Source organism: Pseudomonas gingeri, from assembly GCF_013385635.1.
Taxonomy (GTDB): domain Bacteria; phylum Pseudomonadota; class Gammaproteobacteria; order Pseudomonadales; family Pseudomonadaceae; genus Aquipseudomonas; species Aquipseudomonas gingeri_A.
Window position 1 is genome coordinate 187,449 of the sequence record NZ_JACAPR010000013.1, and the last position, 17,563, is coordinate 205,011.

The following is a 17,563-nucleotide window of genomic DNA, read 5'->3' on the forward strand; positions in this document are numbered from 1 at the left end:
CTCGCCCAAGCACCACGTCATCGAAAAAAGCACAGGCAACTCATCATGACCGTAGTCAACAACAGCGAGCCCATCACCCTGGACGACCGGGATACGAAGGCTGGCAAACGCGTGAAAATCGACCGGCAAATCCTCAGCGGATATTGGCTGGCATCGCCGCCGCTGCTCTTTCTGGTGGTGTTCTTTCTCATTCCCTCGGCGCTGCTGCTGATCGCCAGCTTCTGGACCGCCAAGACCTTCAGCATGGAACCCGCCGCCACCCTGGCCAACTATGCCAGGGCCCTGAATGCCAGCGGGTTCTATGAATCGCTGTGGATTGCCCTGCAAAACGGCTTCTGGACCGCCTTGCTATCGACGGTGATCAGTGCGCCGGTGGCCTACTACATCGTGTACCGCACACGGTCCAACGCCGTGCTGTACCTGGCCCTGGTGTCGTGGTTCTCCAGCTACCTGGTACGGGTCTATGCCTGGCGTTCGATCCTGGGCACCAACGGTGTGATCAACTCCACCCTGCAGCACTTCGGCCTGATCGACCAGCCACTGGAATGGCTGGTGTTCAGCAAGTTCTCGGTGGTGTTGACCCTGGTGCACATCATGCTGCCCTTTACCCTGCTGTTGCTGGTGTCGGGACTGCGGGATATCAAGCGCGATTACCTGGAAGCCGCCGCCGACCTGGGTGCCGGCGGCGCCACCATCCTCTGGCGGGTGATCATGCCGATGGCGCACAAGAGCATCGTCAGTTCGTTCATGTTCACGTTCGTCCTCGCCGCCAGTGACTACGTCACCCCGCAATTGCTCGGCGGCCGGGATGCGATGACCACGGGCCTGGTGATCGCCAACCAGTTCCGCTCGGTCGGCAACTGGCCGCTGGGTGCTGCAATGGCCTACCTGCTGCTGATCGTGTTCATGCTGGTGTACGCGCTGCTGCTGGGCGTGTTGCGGGCGGCAAACCTGGCGCCCGGCAAGCGCTACCACGACTGATGGCCGCCCACAAAAAAGGTAACTTGTCATGATCCGGCTATTCACTTACGTCTACATGTTGTTCCTCTATGCCCCCATCGCGATTATCGCGTTGTTCAGCTTTCACTCATCCGCGTCGCTGTCGTTCCCGTTCGAAGGCTTCTCCACCCAATGGTACGAAGCACTGTTCAACAGTTCGGACTTCATGACGGCGCTGACCAACAGCGCCATCGTCGCCGCCGGCTCGGCCATCCTCACCACGCTGCTGGGCACCTTCTCGGCACTGGCGCTGATGCGCATGAAAGGACGCGTGAAGGCGGTATTCGCCTTCATGAACTTCGCCCCCATCGCCCTGCCCGGCCTGTTCCTGGGCATCGCCCTGGTGATCTTCTTCTCGCTGGTCGGCCTGCCCCGCTCACTGCTGACGGTGATCATCGGCCATACGCTGTTCACCTTTCCGTTTTTCGTCGAATCGGTGCGTTCGCGTCTGGAGTACTTCGATCTTTCCTTCGAAGAGGCTGCTCGCGACCTCGGTGCATCCCCCCTGAAAGCGTTCTGGCTGGTGACGCTGCCGATCATCGGCCCGACCATCGCCGGCGCGGCGATCCTGGCCGTGGCGCTGTCGATGGACGAGTTCCTGATCACCGTATTCGTCACCGGCAGCGACACCACGCTGCCCCTCATGATTCTGTCGATGATGCGTCGTGCGGTCAGTCCCACCATCAATGCCGCCTCGGTGTTCATGCTGGTCGTGACCATCGCCATCATCGCCATCGCCGGCCTGGTCATGACCTTGCGTCGTCGCCGCCTTGAACTTGAACGTGCTGAAACCGCGGAGTAATCGCCATGACCAACAGTATTGAACTGACCGGAATTTCCAAGAGCTACGGCAACCTCACCGCCCTGGGCAAAGTCGACCTGACGGTCAAGCGCAACGAGATCCTGACCCTGCTCGGCCCCAGCGGCTGCGGCAAGACCACGCTGATGCGCATCATCGCCGGATTCGAAGAGCCGACCACCGGCAAGGTACTGATCGACGGCAAGGACTCCACGGCGCTGGCCCCCGAGCACCGCCCGGTGAATATGGTGTTCCAGAAATACGCGCTGTTCCCCCACCTCGATGTGTTCGACAACGTGGCGTTCGGGCTGCGCCTGAAGAAGAAACCCAAGGACGAGATCAAGCGGGAAGTGACCAAGGCCCTGGAACTGGTGCAACTGGAAAGCTTCAAGAACCGCTGGATCTCCGAGCTCAGCGGCGGCCAGGCGCAACGTGTAGCCCTGGCCCGAGCCCTGGTGAATCGCCCGGCGGTACTGCTGCTGGACGAACCCCTGGCGGCCCTGGACCTGAAGATTCGCCACCATATGCTCAACGAGATCAAGCGGATCCACGAAGAAACCTCGACCACCTTTGTCTATGTCACCCACGACCAGGACGAGGCGATGATCCTCTCGGACCGCGTGGTGCTGCTGAACAAGGGCGGCATCGAACAGATCGGCGGACCGCAGGAGATGTACTGGTCGCCCCGCACATTGTTCGCCGCGAAGTTCTTCGGCGATACCAATATCATCAATGGCACCTACGGCCTGGGCGATAACCGTGAAGGCTATGTGGAACTGCCGTTCGGACGCTACGCCCACACGGCCAAGAGCGACGTGGGCAACGGCCCGGTCAATGTCTCGATCCGCCCCGAAACCATCGGCCTGGAGCCCACCCTGGGCGCCGTGCTGGCCGACGGCGCCTTTGCCGGAAAGGTCAGGGACACCTCGTTCATCGGCAACCGGGTGATCTACCGCGTCGCGGTAGCCGATGGCACCCTGGACCTCAAATGCCAGCAACTGCCCACTCCCGGCAGCCACGCCCTGCCGCCGGGCACGGATGTGGCGCTCACCTGCAAACCCGAAAGCTTCGTGGTGATCCCGGCCTGAATGACAACGGCTTGAACAATAGTCTCTGCTGACATCGGCAGAGACTCGTTGCAACGCCGGATCATCCCCTTTGCCACAAGGGGATGATCCGGCGTTTTTTTGCCAGGGGCAAACGACGAATGTCAGACCTTGAAGGTGCTCATCAACCGCTGTTGCTGGTTCGCCAGGTCGTTCAGGGACTGGCTGATCCGCGCCGACCGGTGCGCCTGCTCGACCAATCCCCCGGTCACGTCCCTGATCGCCGAGACATTGCGGTTCACCTCCTCGGTCACCGCGCTCTGCTCTTCGGCGGCGCTGGCTATCTGCAGGTTCATGTCGGTGATGATCTCGATGCTCTGGCTGACATGGGCCAGGGCGCCGACCGCTTCAAGTGCCTGGGTGGCACTGGCATCGGCCTGACGGTGCTGGCTCTGCATGGCGCTGACCACCTCCCGCGTGCCACTTTGCAGGCTTTCGATAACACCCTGGATCTCCCCCACGGAGTCCTGGGTGCGCTGGGCCAGGTATCGCACCTCATCGGCCACCACGGCAAAGCCGCGTCCGGTCTCTCCGGCTCGCGCCGCCTCGATCGCCGCGTTCAGCGCCAGCAGGTTGGTCTGTTGGGCGATGGTGCGTATCACATCGAGCACGCTGCCGATTTTCTCGCTGCTGTCGGCCAGTTGGTGTACGCCACGCATGGCCCCGCTCATATGACTGGCCAGCGACTGAATGGACCGTGCGGCCTCCTCGATGGTCTCTCGACAGCAACCTGCGGCGGCATCGCCCGCGCGGGCAGCGGTTGCCGCCCGGGATGCGTTACGCGCGACGTCCTGGGAGGTCGCGCTCATCTCATGGGCCGCCGTCGCGACCTGCTCGACTTCGCGCAATTGCTGTTGCATGCCGCTGCTGGCCTGGGTGGCCATCAACGACGCCTGGTCAGCACTGGATCGGGTTGCCGATACGTTCTGGCTGACCTGGACGATGACAGGCTGCAGCTTGTCGAGAAAGCAATTGAACCAACCGGCCAACACGCCCACTTCGTCGCGCCGTTCGGCACTCAGGCGCTGGGTCAGGTCGCCTTCGCCGTTGGCGATGTTTTCCAGCATGCGCGAGACCCGGCGGATCGGCCGCGTGACACTCACCGCCAGCCCCAGCATCAGCAGCGTCCCGGCCACGGTCACCGCCAATCCGGTGAGCACCTGCATCAGCACCGCGGTTCGATTGGAGCGCTCCAGCACCTGCTGCAACACCGCCACTGAAGCCATCAGCGTGGCGCGTGGCACTTCCACCACCGTCATCCAGGGGCTGGCATTCGGCATGGGCGCAAAGGGCAGGACCAGTATGACGTTGGCATGGTCCGGATCATCGATGGCGAGGGTTTTGCCAGCCTTCGCCCCTTCGAACCACGCGGCAGCCTGTCCCGGGTAGATATCCCTGATGGATTTTCCCAGGGCTCCCGGGTCGCCGCTACGGCCCATGATCGCCCCGGCGGCGCTGACAAAGGTCAGTTGGCCCTGACCTTCGAACAGCGAAGCGCTGGCTTTTTGCGCGATGTTCTGGAGGCTGCTCAGCGGTAGGTCGATACTGACCACACCGATCGACTTGCCACCGTCCATCAATGGCAGGGCAATGCTGGAGGTCAGTGTCGGCACATTGTTGAGCAAGAACGTATAGGGCTCCACCAGGCAGGGCTTGCGGGTTCTCTTCGGGCAATTCCACCAGGCGGTTGCCGCTTCATCGTTGTCCTGCATGTCCTTTTCCTCGAGGACGAAGTTCTGCATGGAAGAGACATACAGGGCAAAACGTCCACTGGCATTGCCGCTGTAGTCAGCCCCGTTGAGGCTGCTCGAATCGGCGCCATCCAGCGCGTTGGGCTCAAAGGCCAGGCCGACGCCGAGGATCTCAGGTGTGGTTGCCACCTGCGCACGGATCAAGCGGTACAGGTCGCTGCGCAGTTGCCCGGGAGGCGCCGCATTTTGCCGGGCTTGCCGGCGCATCATCACCACCTGGGTGGCCAGGGAACGGGTAAACATCAGGCTGCCGAGAAACCGCTGCTCGATACCCGCCGACTGCACCTGCGCCGCCGCCTCCAGATACTGCATCGAAGCCGCGGACAGCGAACGGGCACTGGAGTCGCTGACCACGGCCGAGGTTTCGCGCATCTGATACAGGGAAAATCCCACCAGGCAAAGCACCATCACGAACAGGCAACTACCCGCCGCCAGGGTTATTCTTGTTTTGATCGACCAGGTTCCCATCACATCGCCTCGCTGATATTGAGCTGGAACAACGTTTTTTCCCGCACCTAAAAAAAGGCCCCCCAAATGGGGAGCCTGTAAACACTTGGCAAGCCGGTGAGAGTGACCAGCTGTAGCGAGGGCGACCCTTGCTCCCGCTACCCGCCTGCCAAGTGCAACAACCGGGTGACAGACTTCAAACGGGCTTCTTGTAGCGCCGGATGCGGATATCCGCCTGTTCCTTGTGCCCGGCGAAACCTTCCATGCCGCACAAGCGCGAGCAGTACTCGCCCACCAGTACCGAGGCTTCATCCGTCAGTACGCGCTGATAGGTGCAGGTCTTGATGAATTTGCCGACCCACAAACCACCGGTGTAGCGCGCGGTGCCAGTGGTGGGCAGGGTGTGGTTGGTGCCGATGACCTTGTCGCCGTAGGAGACGTTGGTGCGCTCACCGAGGAACAGCGCGCCGTAGTTGGTCATATGCGCCAGGAAGTACAACGGATCCTCGGTCATGACCTGCACATGTTCGGAAGCAATGCGATCGGCCTCCTGCACCAGTTCATCAACCGTGTCGCAGAGGATGATCTCGCCATAGTCGCGCCAGGCAACCGAAGCCACGGGTGCAGTGGACAGGAGGGTCAACTGACGTTCGATTTCCGCCGGCAGGTTTTCCGCCAGTGCGGCGCTGTTGGTGAGGAACACCGCTGGCGAGTTGATGCCGTGCTCGGCCTGGCCCAGCAGGTCGGCGGCGATGATTTCGACATCGCTGCTGTCGTCGGCAATCACCAGGGTCTCGGTGGGACCGGCGATCAGGTCGATACCGATCTTGCCGAACAGTTGCCGCTTGGCTTCGGCGACGTAGGCGTTACCCGGACCGACAATCATGTCCACGGGCTTGAAGGTGTCGGTGCCCAGGGCAAACGCGGCAATCGCCTGTACGCCACCGACGCAATAGATTTCATCGGCACCGGCCAGGTACATGGCGGTCACGATGGCCGGATGGGGCTTGCCGTCGAACGGCGGCGCTGCGGCTACCACGCGTTTCACACCCGCCACCTTGGCGGTCAATACGCTCATATGGGCCGAGGCCAACAGCGGGTATTTACCGCCCGGGATGTAGCAGGCCACCGAGTTCACCGGAATATTGCGGTGTCCGAGAATCACGCCCGGCAGGGTTTCGACTTCCACATCGTGCATGGATGCCTTCTGCACTTCGGCAAAACGGCGTACCTGGGCCTGGGCAAAGGTGATGTCGCCGATTTCCTGCTCGGACAGACTCGCCACGCACGCCGCGATTTCTTCGTCGGTCAACCGAAAGGACGCAGGCGCCCATTTGTCGAACTTCTGCGAGTACTCACGCACCGCGGCGTCACCATTGCGGGCGACGTTGGCGATGATTTGCTCAACGGTATCGCGGACTTGGGCGGCGATCTCGGCTTGGGCTTCGACCGGTTTACTTGTTTTCAGATAACGAATCATCAATGGACTCCAGGTGGTTCTTGAGGGCACGCAAAATGCCTTCAGCATTCACCTCCATCTTTTCCTGTCCCCCCGCCCCGGGCAATTTCGCAGCCCCTCCATAGATGACGCAACCTGACGCAGCACAGACGCACGGTTGAAGCACTGATGCCTATAACCGAAGTTATTCGTATAACTCGGTGATATAACCGCTAAAAACACCCATGAAAAGCGAGGAACGGGCATTGACTTAGAACGGCGGAGTGATAGTTTAAAAAGACGGTTATACGTATAACCTAATAATCACACCCACTTGAAGAGGTGACCAACCGTGAGTCGAGTCTTGTATTTATTCGGTGGCTGGCCCGGCCATTACCCCTATGAAATAGCGGCATGGGCACGGACCGTTTTCCAGGAGCTGGACTTCGAGGTCGATGAGTCGACCGATATCTTCACCCTGGACCGGGACTTGACCGGTTATGACCTGATCGTGATCGGCTGGAACAACGCCGTCACCACCGAGACGCTGACCGCCTCCCAGGAAAACCGTCTGCTCGAAGCCATCGAAAGTGGCACCGGACTGGTCGGTTGGCACGGTGCGGGAGCGGCCTTTCGTGCCAGCCTCAAGTACCACTGGGTACTGGGCGGTTCGTTTCTCGAGCATCCGATGGGCGAAGGCTTTCCCCATCCGTACCAGGTCAACTTCATCGATCACAGCCACGAAGTCACCCAGGGCGTCGAGGATTTCGAGGTGCGCTCCGAGCAGTACTACATGCAGGTTGACCCGAACATCCATGTGTTGGCCGAAACCACCTTCGACGGTAACCCGTTCCCCTGGCTCAAGGGCCATCGCAGCCCGGTGGCCTGGGTGCGCCAGTGGGGTGAAGGCCGGGTGTTCTATCACTCCATCGGGCACGACACCAGCAACCTGGCCGACCCGAATATCCGTCGCCTGACCAAGCAGGGCCTGAACTGGGCGACCCGCGGGCGCGCGGCAGGTATCGACACCCACAACGCATCCCACCCGGCTTCATCAACCCAAGGAGTCCTGTCATGAGCAAATTGACCGGCAGCCAGATAGTCGCGCAAACCCTGAAAAACTATGGTGTCGAGTACGTCGCCGGTATCCCTGGCCACGGCATCTGGACCCTCACCGACGCCTTCCTCGAGGAAGACTCGAAGCTCAAGTTCATCCAGGTCTTTCATGAACAGAGCGCGGTGCACCTCGCCGACGGTTACTACCGGGTGTGCGGCAAGCCGATGGCGGCGGTGACCTCCATCGGCGCCGGCGCCGCCAACACGGTGATCGGCATGGCCACGGCGTTCACCGACTCCACCAGCCTGATGCTGATCACCGGCGGGCCACCCACCCACATGCGCGGCCACGGTCTGTTGCAGGAGCTGGAGCGCTACACGGACAACGACTTCCCGAAAATCGCCGAAGCCGTCACCAAGCGCCATTGGGTTGCCACCCGCGTCGAAGAGCTGCCGTTCATGATGCACCGGGCCTGGAGCGCGATGGTCACCGGCCGCCCGGGTCCGGTCCATCTTGAGATCCCGATGGATGTCCAGGCCGAGGCCGCGGAGGTGACCCTCCACGCCCTGGAAGAACGTACCCCCATCGGCAAATGCTACCCCGACCCGGCCGCCACGGCACGGGCGGTGCAAGAGCTGCAGGCCTGCCAGCGCCCGGTGCTGGTCATCGGCGGCGGTGTCATCACCGGCGAGGCCAGCGCTGAAGTGTTCGCCCTCGCCGAGGCCTGGAAAATCCCGGTGGTCACCACCTGGAACGGCAAAAGCGGCTTCCCGGAGGATCATCCGTTGTTCGCTGGCAGCGTCGGCCAGACCGGCACCCTGTGCGGCAACAAAGTCGCCTCCACCGCCGATGTGATCATCGCCGTGGGCTGTCGCTTCACCGACTGGTCGTCGTCCAGCTATGCCAAGGGCGTGACCTTTGCCATTCCGCCGTCGAAGCTGATTCATATCGACATCGACCCCCATGAAATCGGCAAGAACTACCCGGTCACCGTGGGTATTTGTGCCGATGCCAAGCACGCCCTCGCCGCTATCGTCGAAGGCCTGAAAGGCCAGAGCGTCGATCGCGAGGCCTACCTGAGCGACCTGCGCGGCTATCAGGACGAATGGGAAAGCAAACTGGCGGGCCGACGTGATTCCGACCGTTTCCCCTTTACCTCGCAACGCCCACTGGGCGCACTGCGCAAGATCTTCCCCCGTGACACCATCGTGGTGGTCGGTTCCGGTAACACCCAGGGTGCGGTCAAGCAGACCTTCCCGGTGTACACACCGCGTACACACCTGACCTCCGGCGGTTTCTCGTCCATGGGTTGGGCCGTGCCTGCCGCCATCGGCGCCAAGCTGGCCGCGCCAGATCAACCGGTGGTGTGCATCCTCGGCGACGGTGACTTCCTGATGACGTCCCAGGAAATCGCGATCTGCGTGACCAACAACATCCCGGTGGTGTTCCTGATCCAGAACAACGCCGGCTACATGTCGATTCGCGGTGGTCAGCGCAAGCAGACCAGCCGTCATATCGGCACCGAGTTCAACCACCCGGACGGCACGCCCTACAGCCCGGACTTCAAAGCGGTGGGCGAAGCCTTCGGCCTCAAGTCCTATCGTGTGGAGCGTCCGGAAGACCTCGAGCCGATCCTGCAGGAAGCCCTGGACCTAAACGCGCCGGTACTGATCGAAGTCCCCACCGACCGCGACGCCGCGGGCCCTTGGGTACCGGGCTGGTGGGACTTCCCGATTCCCGAGTACATCACCGACGAACGCCAGGACGAATACTGGCAGATCCGTAATTCCGAACAACACCTGTAAGCGCTGGAGCGGCTCAAATGAGTGATGCATTGATTTCGCATCATGCAGAGCTGAAACCACAACCGAGGGCGCCCCGCGCCCTCGACGTGGTGACACCTGATGCAGATGGCACGGTCAATTGTGATGTGGTGATTATCGGCTCGGGCATGGGCGGCTCGACCTTCGCCCATGCCTTGCGTGATAGCGGGCTGGACATCGTGGTCGTCGAGCGAGGTGATTTCCTGCCCCGCGAGATCCACAACTGGAGCGCCGAATCCGTATTCGGCCAAGGCCGCTATCGCAACGCCGAACCCTGGCTGGACCGGCACAACCAGGCGTTTTCGCCGGGCGTGTTTTATTACGTGGGCGGCAATACCAAATTCTACGGCGCCATGCTCCCGCGCTTTCGCGAGGCGGACTTCGCTGAAATCCAGCACGCCGAGGGTGTGTCTCCGGCATGGCCCATCAGTTACGCCGAGTTCGAACCCTGGTACGCCGAAGCGGAACAGCTTTACCGCGTCCACGGCCAGGCCGGCATCGACCCCAGCGAACCCTGGCGGTCAGGCCCCTACCCGCAACCGGCGCTGCAACACGACCCGGCCCTGGTCGCGCTGGAGCAGAGCATGCGCCGCTCAGGGCTCAAGCCCTTCGTGATGCCGGCGGCGGTGGATTATGGCGATGGCGGCGGCTGCGTATTGTGTTCCACCTGCGACGGCTACCCTTGCCTGGTGGAGGCCAAGGCCGATGCCGAAGTGTCGGCCCTGAGACCCGCGTTGCAGGGTGGCAGCATCCGGCTGATGACCCGCACCACGATCAAGCAGTTGAAGACCTCCGCCGATGGCCGAACCGTCACCGAGGCCCAAGGCGTGATGGATGGCCGCGAGGTGACATTGCGCGCCACACGCTTTGTGCTGGCGTGCGGCGCGGTGAACAGCGCCGCACTGCTGTTCAAGTCGGCCAATGCCCGGCACCCGGAAGGTCTGGGCAACAGCTCCGGGCAACTGGGCCGTAACTACATGGTCCACAACAGTACCTTCATGCTCGCGGTGGACCCACGACGCAAGAACAAGGTGACCTTCCAGAAGACCCTGGCCATCAACGACTGGTACAGCGCCAGCCCCCACAATGCATTCCCCCTGGGTAACGTGCAGATGCTGGGGAAAATCCGCGAGCCGATGATCAGCGCCATGCGCCCCTGGCTGCCAAAGTTCGCTTCGCGCTACATCACCGACCACAGCGTCGACCTGTACCTGACCTCGGAGGATCTGCCAACCCGGGACAACCGCGTGACCTACGACAAGCAACGGGGTGCGATCAAGGTCCACTGGACGCCGAACAACCTGCAGGCTCATGAAGGCCTGGTCGACAAGACCAGCAAGATCATGCGCGCGGCGGGCTATCCGGTGATCCTGAAGGCGCGCATGGGCATCGCCACCAACTCGCACCAATGCGGCACCGCCGTCATGGGCAGCGACCCGGCCACCAGCGTGCTGGACCTGAACTGCAAGTTGCATGACCTGGACAACGCCTGGGTGGTGGACAGTTCGTTCTTCCCGTCATCCGCGGCGGTCAACCCGGCACTGACCATCGCCGCCAACGCCCTGAGGGTGGCGGCGCATTTCAAGACCGGGCAATAGGAAAAGGCGGTGTGAACTTCACACCGCCGCTTTCAGGGGCTCAGGCGTCTGACGGCTGCACGCTGAGGGTCGACGTGCGCACCACCAGGCGGGTGGCGAATATCTTCTGCTGCGGTTGCAACGGTGCATCGGCCGGCGCGTTCAATTGCTCGGTCAACAGCCGGGCGGCGTGGAGGCCCTTCTCCACCATCGGCTGGGCGATAGTGGTCAGGCCAAGTTGCACCGCTTCGGGGATGTCGTCGAAACCGATCACCGAAAGCGTCTGCGGGACCGGGCGATTGAGGGCGTGGGCAGTTTTCATGCAGGCAATCGCCATGACATCCGAACAGGCGACCACCGCGGTGACGTCGTTGGACGTCAGTAACGTGAACGCCGCCGTCTGCCCTGACGTCGAATCCAGCCCGCCGGCCTCGATTACGCTCAGGTCCTCGAACGCCAGCCCCGCTGCATTGGCGGCTTCCACATAGCCGGTAAGACGCTCGCGCACGATGCGCTCGCTGGCGCTCTTGAAGCGCTGCTGATCAATCGGACCGCGATAGCCATCGGGGTTGAGACGATCAATGATGACGCCAATCTTGCGGTGGCCCAGGTCCAGCAGATGCTGCATCTGTGTGCGCGCCGCGCCGCGATCGTCGATGCCGACAAAAAACGAGTTCTCCACCAGCGGCGAATCGATCACCACAAACGGAATATTCTGCTTCACCACCGCCAGCACCGCCGGATGATCGTCGGGCAGGGTCGAGATGATCAGGCCGTCCACCAGCCCGCGCAGGGCCAGGCTGCCGTGGCTGGCGGCCTGGGCACGCCCGACCAGGCGGTTGTTATTGAGGGGAAACAACGTCAGCGCGACGTTCTCCAGCTCGCCCACCTCGCTGATGCCGCGCAACAGGGCAATGGTGCAGGGGTCGGCAAAGGCCAGGGACAATTTGTCCATCATCATCAGCCCGATGGCGCCGATCTTGCCCGAGCGCAGACTGCGCCCGAGGACATTCGGGCCGGGATAACCAAGTGACGCGGCGACTTCGAGGATGTGCTCGCGCTGCGCCGGCGACAACTTGGAGGGGCGATTGTAGGCGTAGGACACCGCAGGCTGGGACACCCCTGCCGCCAGTGCTACGTCTTTCATTGAAACGGCTGCCATCGCTTGCTTCCCACTCTCTCTGAATACCTCTGACGAGGTCCTGGAACTATAACTGCACTCAGTGTAACCGCTGCGGGGAACCCTTCGGAACCAGCCGCGTGGCGGTGCCCATGATCGCGATCATCAACGAGGCCACGGCCAACAGCGCCCAGGACAGGTTGGTCGCATGGGCAAACAGGCCGATAACGGCCGGCCCCATCAGGATACCGAGATAACCGAGGCTGGTGGCGGCGGCAATGGCCAGCTCGCCGGGCATCGTCCGTTGCGCACCCGCCAGGGACAGGTAGACCGGCGCAATATTCGCCAGGCCGATGCCGATGACCGCGAACCCCACCAGGTTGACCAGCCAGTTCGGCGCGAGTACCACCACCAGGAATCCCAGGACCACGATCAGGCCCCCGCCGATCAGCACCACCCGCGAACCGAGCTGGCGCAGAATCCGGTCACCATTCAAGCGCCCCAGCGCCATCATCACGGCAAATACCGCATAGCCCAGGCCGCCAATGGAATGCTCGACGCCACGTACCTGGGTGAGAAACACCGCGCTCCAGTCGAGAATCGCGCCCTCGGCCAGAAAGGCAAACAGACACAACACCCCCAGCACCAGGACTTTTCCACTGGGCCTGACAAATGCCGGACTGCCCTCCTCGCCACTGCGCCCGAGCATCTGCCGCCCGTAGGTCAGCACGAACGCCGCCAGAGCCGTCATCACCGCAGCGCTGGCCTGCAGCGGCGTGGCGCCAAGCCAGAGCAAGGCCGTGATCCCCGCGGCACTGACAATCGTACCCAGGCTGAACAAGCCATGAAAGCCGGACATCAGTATGCGACCGGTCGCGCGCTCGACCATCACGCCCTGCACATTCATCGTCACGTCGACCGCCCCACAGCCGGCACCGAACACCGTCAGGGCGAACATCAAACCGGCGAAGGAATCAATCGTGGCGAGCATGGGCAGCGTCAGCAGCACCAGGGCGATACCCACGTGCATGGTGAAGCGGCAACCCCTGCGTGCGTTGAGGATGCCGGCCAGCGGCATCATCACCAGCGAGCCCAGGCCCAGGCACAGCAACAGGATGCCCAGCGCGCCGTCGTCGACCCCGGCGCGACTGCGCGCATAGGGAACCAGCGGTGCCCAGGCACCCATGCACAGGCCTGACATCAGAAACGTCAACCGATAGGCCGACATATGCGGCGTGGCGCACGGGACCACCAACTCTTGAGACGACACGCAACCTCCTGCACTCGAACGATAGAAGTTATACGTATAACTCAAAAATTCTGATTAGGCCAATAGCTCGCCGCTACCCAAGATGCTTGCCATCTGAAAAGCGTTGACAGCTCATCGCTCGCACGTTTTACTTTTTAAAAGTTATTCGTATAACCTCCGTAACCAATAGCGATTGCATAATCACCCAACAAAAATAAAAGGGACCCTGCAGCGTGATAGACACCCTTCCAAAGACCTCCATTGCCCCACGTATCCGCAAAGCGCGTATCGCCACCTTTCTCGGTTTCATGATGATCGGCGCCATGATGTACATCTGGTCCACCGGCGTCAGTGTGTTCCGGGCCCAGTTGGGCCTTGCCGGTGAACGGGGGGATAGCGACTTCGGCCTGATCGCGCTGGGGGTCGGGGTCGGTTCCGCGGCCGGTGCGCTGCTGGTGGGCCGTCTGCTCGACACTTTTGGCGCCAAGCCGGTCATTACCGTGGGCGCGTTGGCCTATCCCCTGTCAATCATCCCGCTGGGGTATGTCGGCGGGTTCTGGTTTGCGTTGTGTTTTGGCACGCTGCTAGGCCTGTTGCGCGGAGCACTGGACACCGCCCTCAATGCCCATGGCGTGCAAGTCGAGCGGTTCTATCAACGCTCGATCATGTCCGGTTTCCATGCGTTCTACTCACTGGGCGGTTTCCTGCTGGGCATGGTCTGCAGCGGGTTGACCGGGTTCTACACCGACAGCGTGCAAGTCCCCTACACCGTGTTGGGCATCGCCATGTTGGTGCTGGGGTGTATCCTCAGCCGCTGGCTGCTGGGCAAGCATGATGTGCCCGACCCGCAGGTCGGCGAATGGCACACCGCCGGGGTGGCTGACGAGATCGGCAAAGGCCCCTCGACCAAGACCCTGTTGGTCATGATTGCCCTCGGTACCCTTCTGCTGGGCAGCATGATGGGCGAGAACGCCATTGCCGACTGGGGTCAGGAATACATTCGCCGCGAGTTCTCGACGACCACTTCCACGGCGGGCATGGCCGTCTCCATCTTCGTCGGCGCCGCCTTTGTCGGGCGTCTTTTCGGTGACCGGCTGGCGGCGGCGTTCGGCAATGCGCAAGTGGTTTTCGCCTGCGGAACGCTGTGCGTCCTCGGCATGATCATCACCCTCGTCGGCGGCAGCGCCACGACCGGCATTATCGGCTTCGCCCTGTTTGGCCTGGGTCTTTCCTGCATTGCCCCGCTGATGATCTCCGCCGCCGGGCGCAGGGATCCCCAGCATGCCGGGCGCAACATCGGCATCGTCAACTGCATCGGCTTTTCCGGAATGCTGGTGGGGCCTGCGGTGATCACCCTGATCGTCAGCCATCTGGGCCTGGGTCGGTTGATGTTCTTCCCGTTGATCATGCTCGGCCTGCTGGCGACATTCGGCCCGCTGCTGATGCGCAAGCCGAAAGCCGTCGCGTGTGCAAAGGCGCAAACCAATGCCTTGTAGGGTCAGACCGGTCTTTTTTCCTTTTCATCAATGAACTTCAAGATGCTGATCCCGCCCCGCAAGATGTCATCGGCAATGGCCTTGCGGGCCTTGGCCGGTTTCTTGTCCCGCAGCGCTTCCATCAGCACCAGGTGCTCGTCGGCACCGAGGTAGGAGTTGTGGCCGAAGGTATGGACAAGGTCGTCAACGGCGCGTCGCGATTGGCCGCCCTGACGGCCAGGATCCCCGAGGGCCGTCTCGCCAGCCCACAAGAGGTGGCCGAGGCCATCTGGTGGCTGCTGTCACCCGGCGCCAGCTAGGTGAATGGCACGACACTGACCGTGGACGGCGGAGAGAGGGCGGGCCTAGTTCTTGCCGCGAGGCTTGAGGTGTTTGAGCCGCCCCTCTGGCGAGATCGCCGAGTTGTCCGGCATCAGCTCCTGCAGGTGATCGATCAGCTTCTGGCCTTCGCTGAGGTTATGCGCCTCGGACAACGCCCCCGCCGTCTTGGCATCGCCAGCCAGTATCGCGTTCACGAACGGACGGTGTTGCTCGACAATGGTCTCACCGTCTTCGATCAATGAGTCGCTCGAACGGATATACAAGCGGATCTGGCGCTCGATGAATTCGTACTGAGACAACAAGCGACTGTGGTCGGCCAAGGTGATGATGCCCTTGTGCAAGGCAAAGTCGGCCTCGGCGATCTTGTCCGGACTGTCCGACTCGCAGGCATCCACCAACACCTGCATCAGCCGGTTCAGGCGCTTGCGTCTGGTGTCGTCCATATTGGCCGCCACCAGTTGCGCCGCCAGCCGCTCCACGCTGGAACGCAGGGTGTACAGCTCCCAGACATCCTTGGGGGTGAGCGAGATCACCGTCCAGCCGGTATAGGGAATCAGCGTGGTCAGGCCTTCCTTTTCCAACTGGTGCAGGGCCGAGCGCACGGTGGCTCGGGACAGGCCCATCTCCTCGGCGAGTTGCACCTCGGTCACCCGTGCGCCCGGCAGGATCGTGCCCGACATAATGGACTCGCGCAGTACATCGGCAGCCTGTACTTCCGCGGGACGTTTTATGACTTTGGGAACTTTCAGTAGGCTCACGGCGACTCTCGATTCAGTTCAGGGCGTTCGAATGGCCGATGGTATGACAAGCCCACAAAATTGGCGACAATTTTGTGGGCCGGGTGTCAACGGCGGTCAGTCGAAGCCGCGCAGGGAGCGAATCCACACGGTCTTGGTCTGCAGGTACTGGGACATCGCTTCCGTTCCCTTGTCCCGCGACAGCGAGCCGGATTTACGATAGCCGCCAAAAGGCGTCTTGACGTCACCCTCGGAAAACCCGTTGATCCCTACCACGCCACACGGCAGTTGGCGGGCGAAATGCAGCGCGCGGTCAATGTCGCGGGTAAACACCGAAGCATGCAAGCCGTACTCGGTGTCGCGCGCCACCTGCAGGGCCTCGGCGTCGCTGTGCACCTCGATGACGCCCAGCACCGGGCCGAAGATCTCCTCCCGGGCAATGACCATCTGCGCATCGACACCATCGAACACCACCGGATCCAGATAGAACCCCGGCAAGTCGAGGGCGCGGTTGCCGGTCAGCACCTTCGCGCCCTGCTCTATTCCCTTGTCGATGAAACCCTGGACCCGATCGCGCTGGCGAGCCGACACCAGCGGCCCGATATCGGTTTCGGGGTCCAGCGGGTCGCCGACTTTCAACGACGCCACCTTGGCCTTCACCTTCTCCAGGAACTGCGCCTTGCAGCTCGAATGGACGATCTGGCGCATGTTCGCCGAGCAGTTCTGCCCGGCATTCCAGAAGGCCGCGTTGACCGCATTGTCGATCAGGTCGTCGCTCAGCGGCGCGTCATCGAGGATGATCAACGGGCTCTTGCCGCCCAGCTCCAGGCCCACCGGCTTGAGGTTGCTCTGCGCCGCGTACTCCAGGATCAGGGCGCCCACGGGGCCGGAACCGGTGAAGGTGATGGCGTCGATCCCCGGGTGGCGCCCCATGGCTTCACCGACTTCCTGGCCATAACCCGGCAGCACGTTCAGCACGCCGTCGGGCAGCCCGGCACGGGTCGCCAGTTCAGCCAGGCGCAGGGCGGTCAGCGAGGTCAGTTCCGCCGGCTTGAGCACCACGCTGCAGCCGGCGGCCAGGGCCGGCGCCAGCTTCCAGGCACTCATCAGCAGCGGGAAATTCCACGGCACGATGGCCCCGACCACACCGATCGGTTCCTGGACAATAAAAGCGGTGACGTCCTCGCCGGTGGGCACCACCTTGCCAAAGGTCTTGTCGATCAGCTCGGCATACCACTGGAAGAAGTTTGGCACTTCGGTGCCGATTTCATGCAGGCAGTCCTTGATCGGCTTGCCGCTGTCCAGGGACTCCATCACCGCCAGCTCGGTGGAGTGCTCACGGATCAGGCCCGCCAGGCGCAACAGGACCGTCTTGCGAAACTCCGGCTTGGCCCTGGACCAGTCACCCGTCTCGAATACCGCCCGGCCGGCCGCGACCGCCTGATCGACATGGCCGCGATTGGCGAAACCGATGCTGCCGAAGACCTGGCCGGTGGCCGGGTTGATGTTGTCGTAGCGTGCATCGCCCTGAACGTACTGGCCATTGATGTAAGGCCGGTCCGGCAAAGTCAGCGAAGCGGCGATGCGATGGTAATACGAGGTATCCAACGATTCGTTCATTTCAAGAGTCCACAGTGATGAGC

The 17,563-nt window shown here is 62.3% G+C and carries 15 protein-coding genes and 1 pseudogene; 8 read left to right on the forward strand and 8 right to left on the reverse strand.

All coding sequences use genetic code 11. The features are described from left to right. The first annotated feature begins 45 nt into the window (after positions 1–45). From HX851_RS41755 to HX851_RS41765, 3 genes are read left to right on the forward strand one after another with little or no spacing between them, the layout of a single operon-like run. Positions 46–981: an ABC transporter permease gene (locus HX851_RS41755; protein WP_177056725.1), complete on the forward strand. Its 936-nt coding sequence runs from the start codon at positions 46–48 to the stop codon at positions 979–981. Positions 982–1,009: 28 nt separating this feature from the next. Further along, positions 1,010–1,801 carry an ABC transporter permease gene (locus HX851_RS41760; protein WP_177056724.1) on the forward strand — a complete coding sequence of 264 codons (792 nt, stop codon included), beginning with the start codon at positions 1,010–1,012 and terminating at the stop codon, positions 1,799–1,801. Between the two features lie 5 nt (positions 1,802–1,806). After that, positions 1,807–2,886, forward strand: a complete 1,080-nt coding sequence (locus HX851_RS41765; RefSeq protein WP_177063920.1) for an ABC transporter ATP-binding protein — start codon at positions 1,807–1,809, stop codon at positions 2,884–2,886. Between the two features lie 122 nt (positions 2,887–3,008). On the opposite strand, the gene HX851_RS45505 is transcribed toward HX851_RS41765, so the two are convergent. The 3 genes and pseudogenes from HX851_RS45505 to hisD all read right to left on the reverse strand — a co-directional run bounded on the left by HX851_RS45505 (position 3,009) and on the right by hisD (position 6,582). Then, positions 3,009–3,788 (reverse strand): methyl-accepting chemotaxis protein, encoded by a 780-nt coding sequence (locus HX851_RS45505; protein WP_370590456.1) that lies wholly within the window; start codon positions 3,786–3,788, stop codon positions 3,009–3,011. 81 nt (positions 3,789–3,869) lie between these two features. Next, positions 3,870–5,414 (reverse strand): annotated as a pseudogene (locus tag HX851_RS45510) (methyl-accepting chemotaxis protein); the annotation flags it as partial. Beyond that, a complete protein-coding gene (gene hisD, locus HX851_RS41775) occupies positions 5,299–6,582 on the reverse strand; it encodes a histidinol dehydrogenase (RefSeq protein ID WP_177056721.1) in 1,284 nt (427 codons plus the stop codon). The pseudogene HX851_RS45510 and the gene hisD, both read right to left, overlap by 116 nt. Before the next feature lie 310 nt (positions 6,583–6,892). Here hisD and HX851_RS41780 point away from each other — a divergent pair, with 310 nt between their 5' ends. From HX851_RS41780 to HX851_RS41790, 3 genes are read left to right on the forward strand one after another with little or no spacing between them, the layout of a single operon-like run. Beyond that, complete coding sequence (locus tag HX851_RS41780; protein WP_177063922.1) at positions 6,893–7,618, forward strand: ThuA domain-containing protein; 726 nt, start codon at positions 6,893–6,895, stop codon at positions 7,616–7,618. Further along, on the forward strand, positions 7,615–9,402 hold the full coding sequence (locus HX851_RS41785; protein WP_177056719.1) for a thiamine pyrophosphate-binding protein: 1,788 nt from the start codon (positions 7,615–7,617) through the stop codon (positions 9,400–9,402). Before HX851_RS41780 ends, HX851_RS41785 begins: the two co-directional genes overlap by 4 nt. 17 nt (positions 9,403–9,419) lie before the next feature. Continuing rightward, on the forward strand, positions 9,420–11,018 hold the full coding sequence (locus HX851_RS41790) for a GMC oxidoreductase (RefSeq protein WP_177056718.1): 1,599 nt from the start codon (positions 9,420–9,422) through the stop codon (positions 11,016–11,018). Between the two features lie 40 nt (positions 11,019–11,058). Here HX851_RS41790 and HX851_RS41795 read toward each other — a convergent pair whose 3' ends face one another. Beyond that, positions 11,059–12,159, reverse strand: a complete 1,101-nt coding sequence (locus HX851_RS41795; RefSeq protein WP_177056717.1) for a LacI family DNA-binding transcriptional regulator — start codon at positions 12,157–12,159, stop codon at positions 11,059–11,061. 58 nt (positions 12,160–12,217) lie between these two features. Then, entirely contained in the window at positions 12,218–13,345 is a 1,128-nt protein-coding gene (locus HX851_RS41800) for an MFS transporter (RefSeq protein WP_177064092.1), read from the reverse strand. 254 nt (positions 13,346–13,599) lie between these two features. On the opposite strand from HX851_RS41800, the gene HX851_RS41805 reads away from it, so the two are divergent. Beyond that, on the forward strand, positions 13,600–14,862 hold the full coding sequence (locus tag HX851_RS41805; protein WP_439899094.1) for an MFS transporter: 1,263 nt from the start codon (positions 13,600–13,602) through the stop codon (positions 14,860–14,862). Positions 14,863–14,864: 2 nt separating this feature from the next. Here the strand turns inward: HX851_RS41805 and HX851_RS41810 are convergent, their stop codons facing one another. After that, the gene (locus tag HX851_RS41810) at positions 14,865–14,990 is read right to left on the reverse strand and encodes a hypothetical protein (protein ID WP_256262337.1); all 126 of its coding nucleotides are present in this window, start codon (positions 14,988–14,990) and stop codon (positions 14,865–14,867) included. 30 nt (positions 14,991–15,020) lie between these two features. Here HX851_RS41810 and HX851_RS41815 point away from each other — a divergent pair, with 30 nt between their 5' ends. Further along, entirely contained in the window at positions 15,021–15,161 is a 141-nt protein-coding gene (locus HX851_RS41815; RefSeq protein ID WP_177056716.1) for a hypothetical protein, read from the forward strand. Positions 15,162–15,206: 45 nt separating this feature from the next. On the opposite strand, the gene HX851_RS41820 is transcribed toward HX851_RS41815, so the two are convergent. Together HX851_RS41820 and HX851_RS41825 are read right to left on the reverse strand one after the other, a co-directional pair. Continuing rightward, the gene (locus tag HX851_RS41820; RefSeq protein WP_177056715.1) at positions 15,207–15,941 is read right to left on the reverse strand and encodes a GntR family transcriptional regulator; all 735 of its coding nucleotides are present in this window, start codon (positions 15,939–15,941) and stop codon (positions 15,207–15,209) included. Positions 15,942–16,037: 96 nt separating this feature from the next. Then, complete coding sequence (locus HX851_RS41825; protein ID WP_177056714.1) at positions 16,038–17,540, reverse strand: aldehyde dehydrogenase; 1,503 nt, start codon at positions 17,538–17,540, stop codon at positions 16,038–16,040. Positions 17,541–17,563: the final 23 nt, after the last annotated feature.

Excerpts from the sequence above, each read along its gene's own strand:
- HX851_RS41825 (WP_177056714.1), bottom strand. The coding sequence starts at position 17,540 with ATGAACGAATCGTTGGATACCTCGTATTACCATCGCATCGCCGCTTCG.
- hisD (WP_177056721.1), bottom strand. The coding sequence starts at position 6,582 with ATGATTCGTTATCTGAAAACAAGTAAACCGGTCGAAGCCCAAGCCGAG.
- HX851_RS41790 (WP_177056718.1), top strand. The coding sequence starts at position 9,420 with ATGAGTGATGCATTGATTTCGCATCATGCAGAGCTGAAACCACAACCG.
- HX851_RS41785 (WP_177056719.1), top strand. The coding sequence starts at position 7,615 with ATGAGCAAATTGACCGGCAGCCAGATAGTCGCGCAAACCCTGAAAAAC.
- HX851_RS41800 (WP_177064092.1), bottom strand. The coding sequence starts at position 13,345 with ATGTCGGCCTATCGGTTGACGTTTCTGATGTCAGGCCTGTGCATGGGT.
- HX851_RS41795 (WP_177056717.1), bottom strand. The coding sequence starts at position 12,159 with ATGGCAGCCGTTTCAATGAAAGACGTAGCACTGGCGGCAGGGGTGTCC.
- HX851_RS41755 (WP_177056725.1), top strand. The coding sequence starts at position 46 with ATGACCGTAGTCAACAACAGCGAGCCCATCACCCTGGACGACCGGGAT.
- HX851_RS45505 (WP_370590456.1), bottom strand. The coding sequence starts at position 3,788 with ATGGCCACCCAGGCCAGCAGCGGCATGCAACAGCAATTGCGCGAAGTC.
- HX851_RS41765 (WP_177063920.1), top strand. The coding sequence starts at position 1,807 with ATGACCAACAGTATTGAACTGACCGGAATTTCCAAGAGCTACGGCAAC.
- HX851_RS41760 (WP_177056724.1), top strand. The coding sequence starts at position 1,010 with ATGATCCGGCTATTCACTTACGTCTACATGTTGTTCCTCTATGCCCCC.